The sequence below is a fragment of the Tabrizicola sp. genome (assembly GCF_036781545.1).
In the GTDB taxonomy this organism is placed as follows: domain Bacteria; phylum Pseudomonadota; class Alphaproteobacteria; order Rhodobacterales; family Rhodobacteraceae; genus Tabrizicola.
Genome location: NZ_DAIQAT010000024.1, coordinates 16304 through 34974, shown reverse-complemented (window position 1 = coordinate 34974; position 18671 = coordinate 16304). Strand labels below are relative to the sequence as shown.

Annotated in this window: 16 protein-coding genes; 14 read left to right on the top strand and 2 right to left on the bottom strand. The window is 67.7% G+C overall.

The features are described 5' to 3' along the window. From V7Q39_RS06625 to iolB, 14 genes are all read left to right on the top strand, one after another. On the top strand, window positions 1-1327 hold a 1327-nt coding region (locus V7Q39_RS06625), incomplete at its 5' end, for an ABC transporter ATP-binding protein (RefSeq protein ID WP_333815769.1). Then, window positions 1317-2360 carry an ABC transporter permease gene (locus V7Q39_RS06620; protein WP_333815768.1) on the top strand — a complete coding sequence of 348 codons (1044 nt, stop codon included), beginning with the start codon at window positions 1317-1319 and terminating at the stop codon, window positions 2358-2360. The genes V7Q39_RS06625 and V7Q39_RS06620, both read left to right, overlap by 11 nt. Further along, a complete protein-coding gene (locus tag V7Q39_RS06615; protein WP_333815767.1) occupies window positions 2357-3301 on the top strand; it encodes an ABC transporter permease in 945 nt (314 codons plus the stop codon). The genes V7Q39_RS06620 and V7Q39_RS06615 overlap by 4 nt, the downstream gene beginning before the upstream one ends. Then, entirely contained in the window at window positions 3302-4570 is a 1269-nt protein-coding gene (locus tag V7Q39_RS06610) for an amidohydrolase family protein (RefSeq protein ID WP_333815766.1), read from the top strand. It abuts the gene before it with no gap. A gap of 311 nt (window positions 4571-4881) precedes the next feature. Beyond that, window positions 4882-7032, top strand: coding sequence for a serine/threonine-protein kinase (locus V7Q39_RS06605; RefSeq protein ID WP_333815765.1), 2151 nt, complete (start codon window positions 4882-4884; stop codon window positions 7030-7032). A gap of 2 nt (window positions 7033-7034) precedes the next feature. Further along, window positions 7035-7199 carry a hypothetical protein gene (locus V7Q39_RS06600; protein WP_333815764.1) on the top strand — a complete coding sequence of 55 codons (165 nt, stop codon included), beginning with the start codon at window positions 7035-7037 and terminating at the stop codon, window positions 7197-7199. A 90-nt stretch (window positions 7200-7289) separates the two neighbouring features. Beyond that, window positions 7290-8387, top strand: coding sequence for a transporter substrate-binding domain-containing protein (locus V7Q39_RS06595; protein WP_333815763.1), 1098 nt, complete (start codon window positions 7290-7292; stop codon window positions 8385-8387). A gap of 311 nt (window positions 8388-8698) precedes the next feature. Continuing rightward, the gene (locus V7Q39_RS06590) at window positions 8699-9796 is read left to right on the top strand and encodes a LysM peptidoglycan-binding domain-containing protein (protein WP_333815762.1); all 1098 of its coding nucleotides are present in this window, start codon (window positions 8699-8701) and stop codon (window positions 9794-9796) included. A 169-nt stretch (window positions 9797-9965) separates the two neighbouring features. Beyond that, window positions 9966-10595 (top strand): TetR family transcriptional regulator C-terminal domain-containing protein, encoded by a 630-nt coding sequence (locus V7Q39_RS06585; RefSeq protein ID WP_333815761.1) that lies wholly within the window; start codon window positions 9966-9968, stop codon window positions 10593-10595. Between the two features lie 44 nt (window positions 10596-10639). Continuing rightward, window positions 10640-11509 (top strand): MurR/RpiR family transcriptional regulator, encoded by an 870-nt coding sequence (locus V7Q39_RS06580; protein WP_333815760.1) that lies wholly within the window; start codon window positions 10640-10642, stop codon window positions 11507-11509. A gap of 73 nt (window positions 11510-11582) precedes the next feature. Further along, the gene (locus V7Q39_RS06575) at window positions 11583-13493 is read left to right on the top strand and encodes a bifunctional 5-dehydro-2-deoxygluconokinase/5-dehydro-2-deoxyphosphogluconate aldolase (RefSeq protein WP_333815759.1); all 1911 of its coding nucleotides are present in this window, start codon (window positions 11583-11585) and stop codon (window positions 13491-13493) included. Beyond that, a complete protein-coding gene (iolD, locus tag V7Q39_RS06570) occupies window positions 13490-15316 on the top strand; it encodes a 3D-(3,5/4)-trihydroxycyclohexane-1,2-dione acylhydrolase (decyclizing) (RefSeq protein WP_333815758.1) in 1827 nt (608 codons plus the stop codon). The genes V7Q39_RS06575 and iolD overlap by 4 nt, the downstream gene beginning before the upstream one ends. 10 nt (window positions 15317-15326) lie before the next feature. Next, window positions 15327-16238, top strand: a complete 912-nt coding sequence (gene iolE / locus V7Q39_RS06565) for a myo-inosose-2 dehydratase (RefSeq protein ID WP_333815757.1) — start codon at window positions 15327-15329, stop codon at window positions 16236-16238. A 12-nt stretch (window positions 16239-16250) separates the two neighbouring features. Further along, window positions 16251-17057 carry a 5-deoxy-glucuronate isomerase gene (iolB, locus tag V7Q39_RS06560; RefSeq protein WP_333815756.1) on the top strand — a complete coding sequence of 269 codons (807 nt, stop codon included), beginning with the start codon at window positions 16251-16253 and terminating at the stop codon, window positions 17055-17057. Between the two features lie 82 nt (window positions 17058-17139). Here iolB and V7Q39_RS06555 read toward each other — a convergent pair whose 3' ends face one another. Beyond that, window positions 17140-17919, bottom strand: coding sequence for an ABC transporter permease (locus V7Q39_RS06555; RefSeq protein ID WP_333815755.1), 780 nt, complete (start codon window positions 17917-17919; stop codon window positions 17140-17142). Continuing rightward, entirely contained in the window at window positions 17919-18653 is a 735-nt protein-coding gene (locus V7Q39_RS06550; protein ID WP_333815754.1) for an ABC transporter permease, read from the bottom strand. Before V7Q39_RS06550 ends, V7Q39_RS06555 begins: the two co-directional genes overlap by 1 nt. Between the last annotated feature and the right edge of the window lie 18 nt (window positions 18654-18671).

Sequence of the window (18671 nt, the reverse complement as noted above, 5' to 3'; positions counted from 1 at the left end):
CTTCGGCCAGCCCCTGCCCCCCGGCAACCCGCGCGCGGCGCTGGCGGCGGGGGTGGGGATGGTGCACCAGCATTTCACCCTGGCGGGCAATCTGACGGTGCTGGAGAACATCCGCCTCGGGACCGAGGGGCTGTGGTCGCGGGGCCAGGGCGGCGCGCGGGCCAAGGTGGAGCGGCTGTCGCGCGATTTCGGGCTGGCGGTGCATCCGGCCGCCAAGGTCGGGCGGCTGACGGTGGGCGAGCGGCAGCGGGTGGAAATCCTGAAGGCGCTTTACCGCGATGCGCGCATCCTGATCCTGGACGAACCGACGGCGGTCCTGACGCCGCAGGAATCGGAGGCGCTGTTCGCCACGCTGCGGAAGGCCACTGCGATGGGGCTGTCGGTGATCTTCATCAGCCACAAGTTGCACGAGGTGATGGCCATTGCAGACCGTTGCGTGGTGTTGCGCCATGGCCGCGTGGTGGGCGAGGTCGACACCCATGCCACCGACAAGGGCGCGCTTGCCGCGCTGATGGTCGGGGGAGAGCTGTCACTGCCCCGGGCCGAGGCGCGGGCGGCGGGGACGGTGCTGATGCGGCTGATGGGGGTGACGACACCGGATCGTGGCGCCGCGCCGGGATTGAAGGGGATCTCGCTGGAGCTGCGGGCCGGGCAGATCACCGGGCTTGCCGGGGTTTCGGGCAACGGACAGGCGGCGCTGGCCGAGATCGTCGGCGGATTGGCGCAACCGGCCGAGGGGCGCATCGCGCTGCGGGGCAAGGACGTGCGGCGCTGGTCTCCCGGCACTGCGCTGGCCGAGGGGGTGGCGCGCATCCCCGAGGACCGGCACCATCAGGGCAGCATCGCCGATTTCGACCTGACCGAGAACGCCGTGCTGGAGGGCTACCGCAGCCGCTTCTCGCGCCGGGGCTGGATGAACTGGCGCGCGGCGCGGGAGTTTGCCGAGACCATCATCGCGGATTACGACGTGCGCTGTCCGGGGCCGTCGACGCGCATCCGGCTTCTGTCGGGCGGCAACATGCAGAAGCTGATCCTGGGGCGGGCCATGGCGCCGGGGCCGGACATCATCCTTGCCAACCAGCCGGTGCGGGGCCTCGACGTCGGCGCGATCGCCTATGTCCAGTCCCAGCTGATCGCGGCGCGCGACCGGGGGGCGGCGGTGCTGCTGATCTCCGAGGACCTGGATGAAATCATGGGCCTGTCGGACGTCATTCATGTCATGTCTCAAGGCCGCCTTTCGCCCGGCTTCGCACGGGGAACCATGACGGCGGCCGAACTGGGCCTGTGGATGGCGGGCCAGAAATTCGAGGGCGCCGATGCGGCTTGAACCCATCGCCAACCCCTCGGCACTGCGGCGCCTGGGCCTGCCCGCGCTGGCGCTGGTGGCGACGATGGCCGTCGCGATGGCTCTGGCGCTGGTCGCCGGGGCCAACCCCCTTGCCGTGCTGGGCCAGATCGCCAAGGGCGCGCTGGGGTCGAAGCTCGCGGTGCTGGAGACGTTGAACCGCGCGACACCCCTCATCTTCACCGGCCTCGCCGTCGCCGTCGCCTTCCGGGCGAAACTCTGGAACATCGGGGCCGAAGCGCAGTTGTATGCCGGTGCGATCCTTGCGGTCGTGCTGGGAACCGGGGTTTTGGGGAGCCCGTGGGTCCTGCCGGTGTCCGCCCTGGCCGCGATGCTGGCCGGGGCGGCGCTGCTTCTGGGGCCGGTGCTCCTCAAGACGCGGCTCGGGGTGGATGAGGTTGTCACCACGCTCCTGCTCAATTTCATCATGCTCCTGTTCGTCAGCTACCTGCTGGAAGGCCCGATGAAGGACCCGATGGGCATGGGCTGGCCGAAGTCGACCCCGCTGATCGCCGAGGCCCGCCTGCCCCGCATCGTCGACGGGCTGCGCCTGCACTGGGGCTTCGCGCTGGCGATCATCGCCGCCGTCCTGGTCTGGGTGATCCAGACGCGGACCGCGCTGGGCTTCGAGATCCGCGCCGTGGGGCAGAACCCGGAAGCGGCGCGCTTCGCCGGGATGCCGGTCAATGCGGTGCTGGTGAAGACGGCGCTTCTGTCCGGCGGCCTTGCCGCGCTGGCGGGCTGGTCCGAGGTCGCGGGGCTGAAGGGGCACCTGTCCTCCGACCTGTCGCCGGGCTTCGGCTATACCGGGATCATCGTGGCCATGCTGGCGCTGCTGCATCCCCTGGGCGTGATCCTGACGGCGATCTTCGTGGCGGGGATCTTCGTCGGCTCCGACGCGATGAGCCGGGCGGCGGGGGTTCCGACCTATATCGCCGACATGCTGATGGCGACGGCGCTTCTGTTCATGGTTCTGGCGATCCTGCTGACGCAGGTCAGGGTGGTGCGGGGATGAGCGCGGTCATCGACATCCTGATTTCGGCCAGCTTCTGGGCGGCGGTGATCCGCATCGCCTCGCCCCTGATCCTGGCGACGATGGGGGAACTCATCTGCGAACGCGCCGGGGTGCTGAACCTCGGGATCGAGGGGATCATGGTCATCGGCGCCTTCGCGGGCTGGATGGCAGTCTATCAGGGGATGCCGCTCTGGGGCGGGGTCGCGGTGGCGATGGCGGCGGGGATGCTGTTCGGACTTCTGCATTCCACGCTGACGGTCCCCTTCGGCCTGTCGCAGCATGTGGTGGGGTTGGGGGTGACGCTGCTGGCGACTTCCAGCGCCTCCTTCGCCTATCGGCTGATGCTGCCGGAAGTCACCAGCCCGCCGAAGATCGTGCCGTTCCAGCCGGTGAAGGTGCCGGGCCTCGCCGACCTGCCCTGGCTGGGCGATGCCCTGTCGCAGACCGCGCTGACCTGGGCGGCCTTCGCCGTGGCGGGGGTGGTGGCCTTCATCCTTTACCGCACGCCGCTGGGCCTTGCGGTGCGGGCGGTGGGCGAGAACCCGGCGGCGGTCGAGGCGCAGGGGCTATCGGTCACCGGCCTGCGCATGGGGGCGGTGATCGTCGGCTCGGGCCTGATGGCGGTGGGGGGTGCCTTCCTGACGCTTTCGGCCTTCTCCAGCTTCTTCTTCGAGATGGTCAACGGCCGCGGCTGGATCTGCATCGCGCTGGTGGTCTTCGGAGCCTGGAAGCCGGGGAAGGCGGTGCTGGGGGCGATCCTCTTCGCCGCCTTCGATGCCTTGCAGATCCGGCTGCAGCAGACGCCGCTGGGGGCCGCCCTGCCCTATCAGCTTTTCCTTGCGCTGCCTTTCATCCTGTCGATCCTCGCGCTGATCCTGATGTCGCGCCGGGCCGAGGTGCCGGCGGCGCTGATGCTGCCCTACAACAAGGGGGAACGCTGAATGTTCGATCTTCTGGTCAAGGGCGGCACCCTGCCCGATGGCACGGTGGCCGACATCGGCATCCAGGGCGACCGGATCGCGGCGGTGGGCCGGCTGGAGGGAGAGGCCGGGCGGGTCATCGACGCGACCGGCGATCTGGTCAGCCCCCCCTTCGTCGACCCGCATTTCCACATGGACGCGACGCTCAGCTACGGCCTGCCCCGGGTGAACGCCAGCGGAACGCTGCTGGAAGGCATCGCCCTCTGGGGAGAGCTGCGCGAGATCGCCACGGTGGAGGAGATGGTGGACCGCGCCGTCCGCTATTGCGACTGGGCGGTCAGCATGGGCCTGCTGGCGATCCGCACCCATGTCGACACCACTCCCGACCACCTGCGCGGGGTGGAGGCGATGCTGGAGGTGAAGCGGCGGGTCGCGCCCTATCTCGACCTGCAACTGGTCGCCTTCCCGCAGGACGGCCTTTACCGCACCCGGACGGGGCGCGAGAACGTGCTGCGCGCGCTGGAGATGGGCGTCGATGTGGTGGGCGGCATCCCGCATTTCGAGCGGACGATGGAGGAAGGCGCGGAAAGCTTGCGCGACCTCGGGCGCATCGCGGCGGAACGCGGGCTGATGTGGGACGTCCATTGCGACGAGACCGACGATCCGATGTCCCGCCATGTCGAGACCATGGCGCGCGAGGTGACGCGGCACGGGCTTGGGGGCCGGGCGGCGGGCAGCCACCTGACCTCGATGCATTCGATGGACAACTATTATGTGTCGAAGCTTCTGCCGCTGATCGCCGAAAGCGGAATGACCGCCATCCCCAACCCGCTGATCAACATCACCCTGCAGGGCCGCCATGACAGCTATCCCAAGCGGCGCGGGCTGACACGGGTGAAGGAGATGCAGGCGATGGGCGTTGCCGTCGGCTGGGGGCAGGACTGCGTGCTCGATCCCTGGTATTCGCTGGGCACGGCGGACATGCTGGACGTGGCCTTCATGGGCCTGCACGTCGCGCAGATGACCCATCCGGCGGAAATGGCGCGCTGTTTCACCATGGTCACGGAGACCAATGCGCAGATCATGAACCTGCCCGGCTACGGGCTGAGACCGGGCTGCACCGCCAGCCTGGTGGTGCTGGATGCGGGCAACCCGGTCGAGGCGCTGCGGCTCCGGCCCGACCGGCTGGCGGTGGTGGCCAAGGGGAAGGTCGTGGCCGAACGGCAGCGCAACGATGCGCGGCTGGCGCTGGCGGGGCGGCCGGACAGCGTAAGGCGGCGGCTGGACTAGGCCGCTGCCCCGCGCCCCGTCCTGCGCGCCGATTCATTCCAGATACGAAACAGCGGCTTTCGGGACGCTCCGCCTCAGAGCCCCGGAATGCCCCATCGGCCCCCGTTTCCCGCAAGGGTTGAGCAGGCCCATCCTTCAAATCTCCTCTTGAGCGCCCCATTTTCGCCCCGTTCCACAACCATCACGGGATGAATGGATTGGTGCGCCTGTGTGGACGATTGTTCCTGCGCGTCGAACGGACCGTCACAAAGACCGTCCGCCTCGACCGGAAACCGTCCCGATGATGCACCATTACGGGAAGGGCGAAGGACATGGCTCAGCAGAAGGCGGTGGAACCCGCAGTCGATGAGGTCGACGACCTGATCGACGAGTTGCAGCCCGGCGCAAAGCTGCTCAAGGGCCAGTATACCATCACCCGCTACATCAACAGCGGCGGCTTCGGCATCACCTATCTTGCCAAGGACAGCCTCGACCGCGATGTGGTCATCAAGGAATGCTTCCCCTCCTCGGTCTGCCGCCGCTCGAAGATCGTGGTCGCCGCCCGCTCGCGCGCGCATACCGCCGAGCTGCGCTCGATCATCCAGCTTTTCGTGCGCGAGGCGCGGAGCCTGGCGAAGATCGTCCATCCGAACATCGTCGCCGTCCATCAGGTGTTCGAGGACAACGGCACCGCCTATATGGCGATCGACTTTATCGACGGGCTGGACCTGCAGCAGATCATCGACGGCGAGGGCACGCCGCTGACCCCCGACCACATCGTCCGGATCACCGAGAAGCTGCTCGCGGCGGTCGGCTTCATCCACGACCACGACATGCTGCATCGCGACATTTCGCCCGACAACGTGTTGATCGACAAGGCGGGCGAGCCGATCCTGATCGACTTCGGCGCCGCGCGGGAACATGCGTCAAAGACCACGCGGGCAATGTCGGCGCTGCGGGTGGTGAAGGATGGCTATTCGCCGCAGGAATTCTACATCGCCGGGTCGGAACAGGGCCCGTGGAGCGATCTCTACGCGCTGGCCGCGACGCTGTATCATGTCATCTCGGGCGAGGCGCCGGTGAACGGCCAGGCCCGGCTTGCCGCGCTGGCGGAAGACCGGACCGACCCCTATCTGCCGCTGACGGGGCGCTTCCCCGGATACCCCCCGGGCTATCTCGAAGCGCTCGACATGGCGATGAACACGCTGCCGAAGCAGCGCCTGCAATCGGCAAAGGACTGGCTGGCGATGTTCCGGGCCCGGCCGACGACGCTTGCTGCGCCCGAGGGCGTGGATGCCGCCGTGCACAATCTGGTAACCAGCTTCCGGGGCGAGGCCACCCCTGCCCCGGCCGCATCCCTGGAGCCGCCGCCGCTGGCCAAGGCCGCCTCGCGCGTCCCCGACCCGGCGCCCGCGCCTGCCGCCCGCGGCAAGAGCCCGGTCCAGCTGGTGGCGGGTGTCGCGGTGGCGCTGGTCGTCGTCGGGGGTGGCTTCCTGCTGATCGGGCCGAAAGCGCCCGCGCCGACCGAGACCGCTGCCGCCGTGGCAGCGGGGTCAGCAGCAGCACCGTCCGAACCCGCGGCCGTCGAGACCAAACCGGTCGAGACCGCCGCCGCCGAAACGGAAGCCGCTCTGCCCGAACCGGCCACGACCGCCCCTGACAGCGCCCCCGCAGCGGCGGCGACCACCGTCGAACCGCCTGCAGAAGCCGCCGTCGAACCCCAGCCCGAAGCGGTGGCTGCAGTCCCCGAGACGCCGGACCCTGCCGACACCGCAGCCGAAGCCGCGGCGGCCGCCGCCCCGCCCGAGCCGGAAGCCGTGGCCGCAGCCGCGCCCGAACCTGCCGCCGAGCTTGCCGCCGCGCCCGCGGGCAAGCCCTCGCCCAACCAGATCGCCTTCGCCGCCTGGGACGCGGAGATTCCTTTCGCCTCGGACGACCGGATGCTGGACGGCAAGCGGATCGCGGTCGTGACCCGCATCGCGCCCGGCGTCGACGTGCAGGTTGCAGGCGACTGGCTGGCCCCCGGTGTCAGCATCCATGCGGTGAACGGAACGCCGATCCAGTCGGCAGGCTCGCTGACCTTGGCGGTGATGAACGCGATGGCAGTCGATCCCGACGGCAAGGCCCGCGTCATCGTCGAATATTCCGACGCCTCGCGCCAGCCGAAGTCCGGCCTGCTCACGGTGGGCGCGGTGCGCCTGGTCAGCCTGTCGAACGGCGTCCACACCCGCAGCATGGTGGTGGACGGGGCATGGAAGACCGTCGTCAGCGGCGTCGGCGATCCTGCCGTCACCACGCTTCGGGAAGGCGACCTGCTCTTCCGCGACAAGACCACGACAGCGCTGCTCGACGGTCCGCAGTCGCTGGAAAGCATCATCGCCAACCTGGTCGCTGCGGGCGTGACGGCCACGGGCTTTTCCATCATCCGCGACAACAAGGTGGGCGAGGCGCAGATGCAGCTGACCCTGGACGAGGGCCAGTGACCATGGCGGCGTGGCAGTCGGCCCTGAAGGACACAGCAGAGACCGCGCGTGGCGCGCGGACCGCTGCCCCTGCCGGTGGCGAAGCGCCGCCCCCCGCGCGCCCGCTCGACCCGCTGATCGCGGCTCTGGCACGCGCGGTGGATCGCCTGGAAGGAACCGCAGGCTGAAAGGCCTGCAGGACGGACAACCGACCCGGCCGCAAGACCTGGCGGACGGGCGTCACAGAGGTCCGGCCCGGACCAAGGAGCAGGAAGACGATGGCATTGGCGCGGAGCTTCACAATCGGCTGCACGGCGGCCCTGCTGGCGGGACCGGCGGCCTTCGCGCAGGAGGCCTGCACGACCTACAAGGTCCAGCCGGGCGACAACCTGCGCTTCATCGCCCGCGCGGCCTATGGCGACGCAGACCTCTATCGGGTGATCTATGACGCCAACGTCGCCGTGATCGGCACCAAGGCCGACATCATCGGGGTCGGGTCCGAACTGGTCCTTCCCTGCGACCCGAAATCGACCTCCACCGCCACCGCCGCCGTTGCCGCCCCCGACCCGGCCGCCGAGACGGTGACGCCCGTCGCCGCCACCCCTGAACCCGCCGCCACGCCCGCCCCGAAGCCCATCGGCTTCGTCACCGGCAACGGATATGCCCCCTTCGCCGACGAGACGCTGCCCGGCGGGGGCATGATGACCCAGCTGGTCGAGATGGCGGTCTTCCGCGCCGATCCCTCCATCCCCTACAAGCTGACCTTCATCAACGACTGGGAGGCGCATATCGACGCGCTTCTGCCCTCGGGCGCCTATGACCTCAGCTTCCCCTGGATCCGTCCGAACTGCGAGGCGCCCGAGACGCTGTCGCCCGGCGACCAGACCCGCTGCAACGACTTCGTCTTCTCCGGCCCGTTCTACGAGATCGTCGACGGCTTCTTCGCCCTGCGCGACAGCGGCCTGGGTTCCGTGACGAAATACGCGGGTTTCGAGGGCAAGCGCATCTGTCGCCCCGAGGGCTATACCACCGGCGTACTTGACGCGGCGGGGCTGACGGCGGGAACCATCACCCTGATCCGGCCCGCCGAGGCGACCGACTGCTTCCGCGCGCTTGCCGCCGGCGAAGTCGACCTGGTCTCGATGGACGCCGAGGTGGGCGATGCCGCGCTGGCCAAGCTGGGGCTGACCTCGAAGGTCGAGCAGAACCCGCATCTGACGACGCTCCTCAGCCTGCATGTCATCGCGCACAAGTCGAACCAGCGCGCGGTGGACATGATCGGCCAACTGGATGCCGGGCTGATCGAGATGTACGAAACCGGCGAATGGTATGACATCGTCTCGACCGCGCTGGCCCAGAATAGCAATAACCCCTAGGGCCAGGCGTTGCGGAAACGGAAACAGAACTTCGGGCCAAGACAGGCCGGTCGCCCGTGCCCCGCGCGCACCTCTGGCGGTCGGATTGCCCGGATTCCCGTGGCTACACGGCTTGGGGCCACCTGTTTTTGTCACCTCCGGAACCGGGATCGGGCAGCTGGGTCACTTTCACAAGCGAAAGCGGATCAGCACCGATTGATCACCGGATCGCCTTATTCGTGCCATCTATACAATCATATCGTGCAGCATCGGTGTCATTGTTTCGTATCTGCTGGTTTAGCAACCCCCGGCCTTCAGAAGGAATTGCGCCTATGAGAATCGCATCACACGGGCACAGGCTCGCCGCGCTGACGGCCGCGATGGTTTCGCTGCCAGTCCTGGCCGCAGCCCAGGAAGCCTGCACCACCTATACGGTCAAGGACGGCGACACGCTGGGCTCCATCGCCCAGACCGCCTATGGCACCTTCGACTATCAGAACATCTTCAACGCGAACCGCGATGCGCTGGCCGCCAGCCCGAACAGCCTGCCGGCCGGTCTGCAGCTGATCCTGCCCTGCCAGGACGGGCGCCTCTCCCCCGACCAGGAACTGAGCGCGGTCATCGAAGCCGAGACCCAGAAGCAGGAATCCACCAAGAAGAAGTCGAACGTATATGAGCCTCCGCTCAAGTTCGTGACCTCGGACAACTGGATGCCCTTCACCGATGAATCGCTGAGCGGCGGCGGCATCTTTGTCCGCATGGCCACCACCGCGATGCAGCGCGGCGGCAACGACCGGGGCTATACCATCGCCTATGTCGACGACTGGATGTCGCATATCGACACGCTTCTGCCCTCGGGCGCCTATGACGTCTCCATCGCCTGGGAAGCGCCGGATTGCTCGAAGCTCGACATGCTGGGCGAATTCGCGGCCCGGATGTGCACCGAGTTCGACTTCTCGCTGCCGATCTACGAGACCGCCTACAGCTTCAACACGCTGGCCGACAGCAAATACGCCAACGCCCGCAAGTTCGAGGATTACAGCGGCGCCAAGATCTGCCGGCCCGAGGCTTGGCCGGTCAGCGACCTGGAAGTGCAGGGACTGGTCCCGCCGATGGTGGAATTCGTCCAGCCGAAGAACCCGCTCGATTGCGCGCAGATGCTGCTCGACGGCAAGGTAGACGTCTACTCCATCGAGGCAGAGACGACGACCGCGAACTTCACCGAACTGGGGGCCGTCGACAAGATCGCGGTGAACCCGGCGCTGGCGACCTTCATCACCTACCATTTCCTGACCGCGAAGAGCAATCCGCGCGGCCGGGTCTACATCGCCATGCTGAACCGCGGCATCACCGAGATGCGGGAATCCGGCGAATGGTATGACATCGTGGCGACCGGCCTTGAAGAATACAACAAGCTGAAGCAGCAATAACTTCCCCCCCGGCTGCCTCAGTCTGTCGAAGGCCCCGCATTCCCCGGTGCGGGGCCTTCCCCTTTTCCCGTTGTCTTCCGCGCCGCTGTCGGTATCAGATGCGCCGCGAAACAAGGGGGACCGTTTGGCCGAACCGCTGCACAAGCCACCCGCGCGAGCCCCGCGCACGATGAGCCGCGAGGCGCGTCGTGCCCAGCTCATCGCCTCGACCATCGATACGCTGGCGACCCGCGGCTATTCCCGCACCACGCTGACCGATGTCGCCCGCGCCGCAGGCCTGTCGCACGGGCTGGTGCTCTTCCATTTCGAGACCAAGGAAAAGCTTCTTGCCGAGACGCTGAACTTCCTGGCCGAGGAATACCGCCAGAACTGGCAGGCCGCGCTGGCTCAGGCGGGCGATGACCCGGCCGAGCAGTTGAACGCGCTGATCGAGGCCGATTTCAACCCGGCGATCTGCACGCCCGGCCGGCTGGCGGCCTGGTGCAGCTTCTGGGGCGAGGCGCAGTCTCGGCCGCTCTACCAGCAGGCCTGCGGTGAGAAGGACGATGCCTACAACCTCCAGCTGGAAGCCATCTGCCAGCGGCTGAGCGACGCGGGCGGCTATGGCCGCGACGCGCGGCATGTGGCCCGGGTGATCCGCGTCACGATCGAGGGCACCTGGCTGGACCTGATGACAATGACCGCGCCCTACAGTCCCGACGAGGCGCTGACCACGGTCCGCACCTGCGCCGCGCTGTGCTTCCCCGACCATTTCACCCCCGAGGGGCTGGTTCCCCTGCGGGCCCGCGAACCGCGCTGATTTGTCCCGCCGAATGAGTGCTTGGAACATTCGTTCCGCATGCTATGCTGGCCCCGCTCAAGCACAAGGCCCCCGCGATGCCCAAGGGAGACCCGTCCAGCGTCCCACGCGAACCGCCGGAAACGGTCGATGCGTTCCGTGAGCGTCTCCTGCTCTTGAACGGCCAGTTGCCGCGCCGGTTGCAGCAATGCGCCGACTACCTCGCCCGGCATCTCGATTCCATCGCGCTCTCGACGGTCGCCCAGGTGGCGCAGGGGGCCGGGGTGCCGCCCTCGGCGGTGATGCGGTTCTGCCAGATCATGGGGTTCACAGGCTTTGCCGAGATGCAGCGCCTGTTCCGTTCCGCGCTGTCCCGCGCGGCGCCCGATTATGCGACGCGGCTGGCCAATCTCAAGGCCGGGGGGGCCGGGCAGCCCGCCGCGCTGGTGGCCGAATTCGTCGAAGCGGGGCGCCAGTCGATGGAAGCGCTTGCGCGCGACCTGAACGAAACCGCGTTGAATCAGGCCGTTGAAACCCTTTCGCGGGCGCGGACCATCCACCTTGCGGGCTTCCGCCGCTCCTTCCCGGTGGCAAGCTACCTGGCCTATGTCTTCGACAAGCTGGGGGTTCCGGCAGTGCTGCATGACGGGGTCGCGGGGCTGGGCCACCGCTCTGCCCTGCAGCCGGGCGACGCGCTTCTGGCCATCACCTTCTCGCCCTATTCCGAGGAAACCCTGGCCCTGGCCGCCTTCGCCCGCGACCGGGGCCTGCCGGTCGTCGCGCTGACCGATCCGCCCGCCAGCGGTCTGTCCGGGGTGGCCGACACGATCCTGACAGTGACCGAGATCGACTTCGGCGCCTTCCGCTCGCTCTCGGCGGTGATCGCGCTGGCGCTGTCGCTGGCCGTGGCAGTGGCGGCGCGGCGGGAAACTTAACTCTTCCCCGACTCGATCAAATGGAATATTCATTCCAAATATCAGGCCCGACTCGGCCCAACGGAGCATGTGCATGTCCCAGTCCCGCCCCCTCGACGTGATCACCATCGGCCGCTCCTCTGTCGATCTGTACGGCGCGCAGATCGGCGGGCGGCTGGAGGATATGGGGTCCTTCCAGAAATACATCGGCGGCTCGCCCACCAACATGGCCGCCGGGACCGCCCGGCTGGGGCTGAAATCGGCGCTGATCACCCGGGTCGGCGACGAACACATGGGCCGCTTCATCCGGGAAGAGCTGGCGAAGGAAGGCGTCGACGTCCGCGGCGTCAAGACCGACCCGGAACGCCTGACGGCGCTGGTCCTGCTGGGCATCCGCGACGACAAGCAGTTCCCGTTGATCTTCTACCGCGAAAACTGCGCCGACATGGCGCTGTGCGAGGATGACATCGACGAGAGCTTCATCACCGAGGCGCGGTCGGTCGTCGCCACCGGCACCCATCTCTCGAACAGCAAGACCGAGGCCGCCGTCCTGAAGGCCCTCACCCTCGCCCGCAAGCACGGGCTGCAAACGGCGCTGGATATCGACTACCGCCCGAACCTCTGGGGTCTCTCCGGCCATGGCGACGGCGAAAACCGTTTCATCGAATCCGCCGCCGTCACCGCCAAGCTGCAATCGACGCTGCATCTTTTCGACCTGATCGTCGGCACCGAGGAAGAGTTCCACATCGCCGGCGGCACCACCGACACCATCGCCGCCCTCCGCGCCGTGCGGGCCGTGTCGAAGGCCACCCTCGTCTGCAAGCGCGGCCCGATGGGTGCCGTCGCCTTCACCGGTGCGATCCCCGACAGCCTCGACGACGGCGAAACCGGCCCCGGCTTCCCGATCGAAGTCTTCAACGTCCTCGGCGCGGGCGATGGCTTCATGTCCGGCCTGATCAAGGGCTGGCTCGATGGCGAACCCTGGCCGGTGGCGCTGAAATACGCCAACGCCTGCGGCGCCTTTGCCGTCAGCCGCCACGGCTGCACCCCGGCCTATCCGTCCTGGGAGGAGTTGCAGTTCTTCCTCAAGCGCGGCGTCGTGCAGAAGGCGCTCCGCAAGGACCAGGCGCTGGAACAGGTCCATTGGGCGACCAACCGCCACAGGAACTGGTCGACCATGCGGGTCTTCGCCTTCGACCACCGGATGCAGCTTGAGGCCATGGAAGGCGCCACCCCCGCGAAGATCGGCGCGTTCAAGGAACTGTGCCTGGAGGCCGCGCTGAAGGTCGCCGATGGCAGGCCCGGCTATGGCGTGCTCTGCGACAGCCGCCTTGGCCGCGATGCGCTGTTCCAGGCGGCGGGCACCGGCTTGTGGATCGGCCGCCCCGTCGAATGGCCCGGCTCGCGCCCCTTGACGCTGGAGCCCGAGATCGGCCCCGATTTCGGCGGCCTCTCCGAATGGCCCTTGGAGCATGTGGTCAAGGTGCTCTGCTTCTACCACCCCGACGACGACGCGGCGACGAAGGCGCAGCAGGAAGATACCATCCTACGCCTCTTCCACGCCTGCCGCCGCAACCGGCTGGAAATGCTGCTGGAGATCATCCCCTCCAAGGTCGCCCCCGTCACCGACACCACCAGCGCCCAGGTGATCCAGCGCTTCTATGACCTCGGCGTGTATCCCGACTGGTGGAAGCTGGAGCCCTTCACGACCGACGCCGCCTGGGAAAACGCCTGCGCCGCCATCACCGCGAACGACCCGCATGTCCGTGGCGTGGTCGTCCTCGGCCTCGATGCCAGCGAAGAAGACCTCTCGGCCTCGCTGGCGCTGGCGGCGAAGCAGCCGCTGGTGAAGGGTTTCGCCATCGGCCGCACGATCTTCGGCGACGCCGCCCGTGCCTGGCTGAAGGGCGAGATGACCGACACCGAGGCCGTCGCCCTGATGTCCGACCGTTACGCCCGCCTTGCCGCCCTCTGGGACAAGGCGCGGGAAGGAGCGCAGAAATGACCACCATCCGCCTCACCGCCGCACAGGCTCTTGTCCGCTGGCTTTCCGTGCAACAGGCCGAGGACGGCTCCCGTTTCATCGAGGGCGTCTGGGCGATCTTCGGCCATGGCAACGTGGCGGGACTGGGTGAGGCGCTGCACGCCCACCGCGACGTGCTGCCCACCTGGCGCGGCCAGAACGAACAGACCATGGCCCATGCCGCCATCGCCTATGCCAAGGCCAACCAGCGCCGCAAGGCGATGGCCGTGACCTCCTCCATCGGGCCGGGGGCGACCAACATGGTGACGGCCGCCGCGCTGGCACATGTGAACCGCCTGCCGGTCCTGCTGATCCCCGGCGATGTCTTCGCCAACCGCGCGCCCGACCCGGTGCTGCAGCAGATCGAGGATTTCGACGACGCAACCGTCTCGGCCAACGACTGCTTCCGCCCCGTCGTCCGCTATTTCGACCGCATCAGCCGCCCGGAGCATATCCTGACCGCCCTGCCCCGCGCCCTTCGCGTCATGACCGACCCGGCCAACTGCGGCCCGGTCTGCCTGGCCTTCTGCCAGGACACGCAGGCCGAAGCCTATGACTATCCGGCGGACTTCTTCGAACCGCGCATCTGGCACATCCGCCGCCCCGAGCCCGACCAGCGCGAGCTGGAGGCCGCCGTCGCGGCGATCAAAGCCGCCAAGACCCCGCTGATCGTGGCGGGCGGCGGTGTCCTCTACTCCGGCGCGGAACAGACGCTGCTGAACTTCGCCAAAGCCCACAACATCCCCCTCGTCGAGACCCAGGCCGGGAAAGGCGCGGTGGACTGGGAGGAACCGCTCCACTTCGGCTCGCCCGGCGTCACCGGCACCGGCTGCGGCAACGACCTGGCCGCAAAAGCCGACCTGGTGATCGGCGTCGGCACCCGCTTCCAGGATTTCACCACCGGCAGCTGGACCGTGTTCAGCGCGCCCGGCCGCAAGCTCCTGTCGATCAACATCCACGGCTACGATGCCGCGAAGCGCGCCGCACAGCCACTGGTCTCGGACGCCAGGGTCGCGCTGGAGAAGATCAGCGCCGACCTTGGGAAACACCGCTTCGCCGACCCCGACTTCTCCGCCCGGACCAAGTGGTTCCAGACCACCGACACCCTCTTCGCCGCCCCGAAGGGCAACGACCTTCCCACCGACGCGCAGGTGATCGGCGCGGTGGACCGGAACGCGGGCAAGCAAAGCCTGATCATGTGCGCCGCAGGCACCATGCCCGGCGCGCTGCATGTCCTGTGGCGCGCGGCACAGGGCGGCTATCACATGGAATACGGCTATTCCTGCATGGGGTATGAGATCGCCGGGGCCATGGGCATCAAGATGGCGCTCCCCGACCGCGACGTGATCTGCATGATCGGCGACGGCAGCTACATGATGGCGAACTCCGAACTGGCGACCGCCGTGATGATGGCCATTCCCTTCACCGTGGTCCTGACCGACAACCGGGGCTACGGCTGCATCAACCGCCTGCAAGCGGCCACCGGCGGCGCGCCCTTCAACAACCTTCTCCGCGACAGCTACCACGTCAACGAGGCCGACCTCGACTTCGTCGCCCATGCCCGCGCGATGGGCGCGAACGCGGTCAAGGTCGCCAGCATCGCCGAACTGGAAGCCGAGATGCAGAAGGCGAAAGCGGCCACCATCCCCACCGTTATCGTCATCGACACCGATCCCCTGCCCGGCACCGGCGCGGGCGGCCACTGGTGGGACGTGGCGGTGCCCGAGGTCTCGGACCGCAGGCAGGTGAACGAGGCCCGCAAAGACTATGAAGCGGGCGCCAAGGCCCAATGGCTTCTGAACTGAGGACAGACGAATGAGCGTGAAGATCGGGATCTCCCCCATCTCCTGGCAGAACGACGACCTGCCGGACCTGACCGCCGCCTACACCATGGAACAGGCCCTGCGCGAGGCGCGGGAGATCGGCTATACCGGCGTCGAACGTGGCCGCCGGATGCCTGCGGACACCGAAGGGCTTGGCCGCTACCTGACGGCGAACGGACTTTTCCTTTGTGGCGGCTGGTGTTCCGGCAATCTCCTCGTCAACGATGTGAAGACCGAGATCGAGGCGGTGCGCCCGCAGGTCGAGCAGTTTGTCGCGCTCAACGCCCCCTGCATCGTCTATGCCGAATGTTCCAACACCGTGCAGGGCAACATCACTGCCCCGGTGAACGACCGCCCGAAATTCTCTGCCGCCGAGGTGAAGGCCTATGGCGCGAAACTGTCCGAGCTGGCGAAATGGATGGCCGACCAGGGCATGACCCTCGCCTACCATCACCACATGGGGTCCTTCATCGAATCCGAGGCGGACGTGGACGCGCTGATGGAAGGCTCCACCCCCGAGGTGAAGCTTCTTTTCGACACCGGCCACCTCCTCTTCGGCGGGGCCGATGTGATGCGGGTCCTCGACCGCTGGGCAACCCGCGTCCATCACGTCCATTTCAAGGATATCCGCCCCGAGGTGGTGAAGGACATTCGCGACAACCGGAAAAGCTTCCTCGACGCGGTGATCGCCGGGGCCTTCACCGTGCCGGGCGACGGCTGCATCGACTTCCGCGCCGTGACCGAGAAGCTGAAGGCGATGGGTTACGACGGCTGGATCGTGGTCGAGGCCGAGCAGGACCCGGCCAAGGCCCCGCCCTACGAGTATTCAAAGCTGGGCTACGAGCATATCGTCAAAATCTGCAAGGCTTCCGGTCTGGAGATCGACCTGAGCCGCCCCTCCTGAAGGACCGCACCCATGCCCAATCTCCTTCTGAAACCCACCGGAACCCGCGGCAAGGTGCATGAGGTGACGCCGGAAAGCGCCGGCTGGGGCTATGTCGGCTTCACCCTCTACCGGCTGGAACCGGGCGACGTGGCCGAGGAAGCGACCGGCGACGAGGAGGTGATCCTGGTTCTGGTCGAGGGCAAGGCCCGCATCGAGGCCGCCGGGCAGAACTGGGGCGAGATGGGCGACCGGATGGACGTCTTCGAGAAGACCCCGCCGCATTGCCTGTATGTCCCGAACGGCAGCCAGTGGAAGGCGGTCGCCACCACCGCCTGCACCCTCGGGGTCTGCAAGGCTCCCGGCAAGGGCAATCACCCGGCGCGGCGGCTGGGGCCGGAGGGGATCACGCTGACGCCGCGCGGCAAGGGCACCAACACCCGCCACGTCAACAACATCGCGATGGAGGCGCTGGACGTGGCCGACAGCCTGCTGGTGACGGAGGTCTTCACCCCGGCCGGGAACTGGTCCTCCTACCCGTCCCACCGGCATGACGAGGACGACTTCCCGAACATGACCTATCTGGAAGAGACCTATTACATGCGGCTGAACCCCGGCCAGGGCTTCGGCATCCAGCGGGTCTATACCGAGGATGGTTCGCTGGACGAGACGATGACGGTCAAGAACCACGACGTGACGCTGGTCCCGAAGGGCCACCACCCCTGCGGCGCGCCCTATGGCTATGAGATGTATTATCTGAACGTCATGGCCGGGCCGCTGCGGAAATGGCGGTTCATGAACGATCCCGACCACGACTGGATCGCCCAGCGCGACGCCTGACTGCCCACGCGCGGGCAGCCGGTCGGCGCCAGCCTTTTCAAGGGCTTGGGCGTGGGCGTTTACGCGGGCTTAACCCTCCGCCTCAAGCGGTCTTCTGCGGCACCCGGCGCTCGAACCAGCGGAACAGCGCGACGATCGCGCCGGTGATCGCCAGATAGGTCACGGCCAGCAGCAGAAGCGGCTCGTAGGTGATCAGCGTCTCCGACCGCACGCGGCTGGCCACGGCATAGATATCGACCACGGTGATCATCGCGACCAGCGGCGTCGCCTTCAGTTGCAGCACCGTCTCGCCCCCCAGCGTGGGCAGCACCCGCTGCAGCGCCTGCGGCAGCCAGATGCGGCGGAAGGCGGTGAAGCGCGGCATCCCCATCGCGCGCGCGGCTTCCAACTGGCCATGCGGCACCGCGCGGAAGGCGCCGCGCATGATCTCGCCCTCATAGCCCGCGACCGAAAGCGACAGGCCGACGACCGCGTAATACCAGGCATCGCGCAGGACCGGCCACAGGAAGCTGTCGCGGATGCCGGGGATACCGGGAAACAGGCTGCCGATGCCGTAGTAAAGCAGGAACAGCTGCAACAAGAGCGGCGTGCCCCGGATCAACCCGCAGAAGGCCCGCGCCGGGGCGGCAAGATACCAGGGCCCCGCCGCCTGGGCCAGCCCCAGCGGGATCGCCAGCGCCATGCCGATGCCCATGGTCAGGACCAGAAGCAGCAGCGTGTTGCCGATGCCCTTCAGGATCAGCGCCTGATACTTCGGCTCGCCCAGCCAGGCCCAGCGACCATAGACCGCGACCAGCAGGATGATGACGGCCAGAATCGCCAGCATGACCAGACGGCGGGGAAGGAGAAGCTCGCGCAGCATCAGCCCTGCACCGGACGCTGTCCGCGCCGCGCCCGCCGCTCCAGAAGGGCGAAGACCAGCGTCGAAAGGATGGAAAGCGCCAGATACAGCACCCCGGCGGCGGCGTAGAAGGTAAAGAAGGCCTTGGTCGTGCTGGCCGCCTGCCGCGTGGCCTGGGTCAGCTCGGCAAAGCCCACCACAGCCAGAAGCGCGGTGTCCTTGGTGGCGATCAGCCACAGGTTCGCCAGTCCCGGCAGGGCAAGCGACAGCATCAGGGGCAGCGTCACCCGCCGCGCCAGCAGCACAGGCGACATTCCCATCGCGCGCGCCGCCTCGATCTGGCCCGCAGGCACGCCCAGGATCGCGCCGCGCAGGACCTCGGTCGCATAGGCGCCCTGCACCACGCCCAGCACCATGATCCCGGCCGCGATGCCGGAAATCTGCATCTTCTCGCGCCCCAGCGACAACAGGATCTGGTTCACCAGATCGGTGACGGCGAAATACAGGATCAGGATCAGGATCAGTTCCGGCACCGCGCGGACGACGGTGGTGTAGATCGCCAGCAGGTCCTTCGTCACCGGCCCGCCGTAGAGCTTGCCGTAAGCGCCGAGGATGCCGATGGCGAGGCCCAGCGCGAAGGCCCCGGCAGCGATCAGCACCGAATGCCACAGCCCGGCCAGCAGAACCGCCCCCCAGCCCGGCGGGTCGATCGCCAGAAGGCCCAGCGTGGAGGCGAGAAGGGAGGAGCCGATCATCCTGCGCGCCCGCTGTCC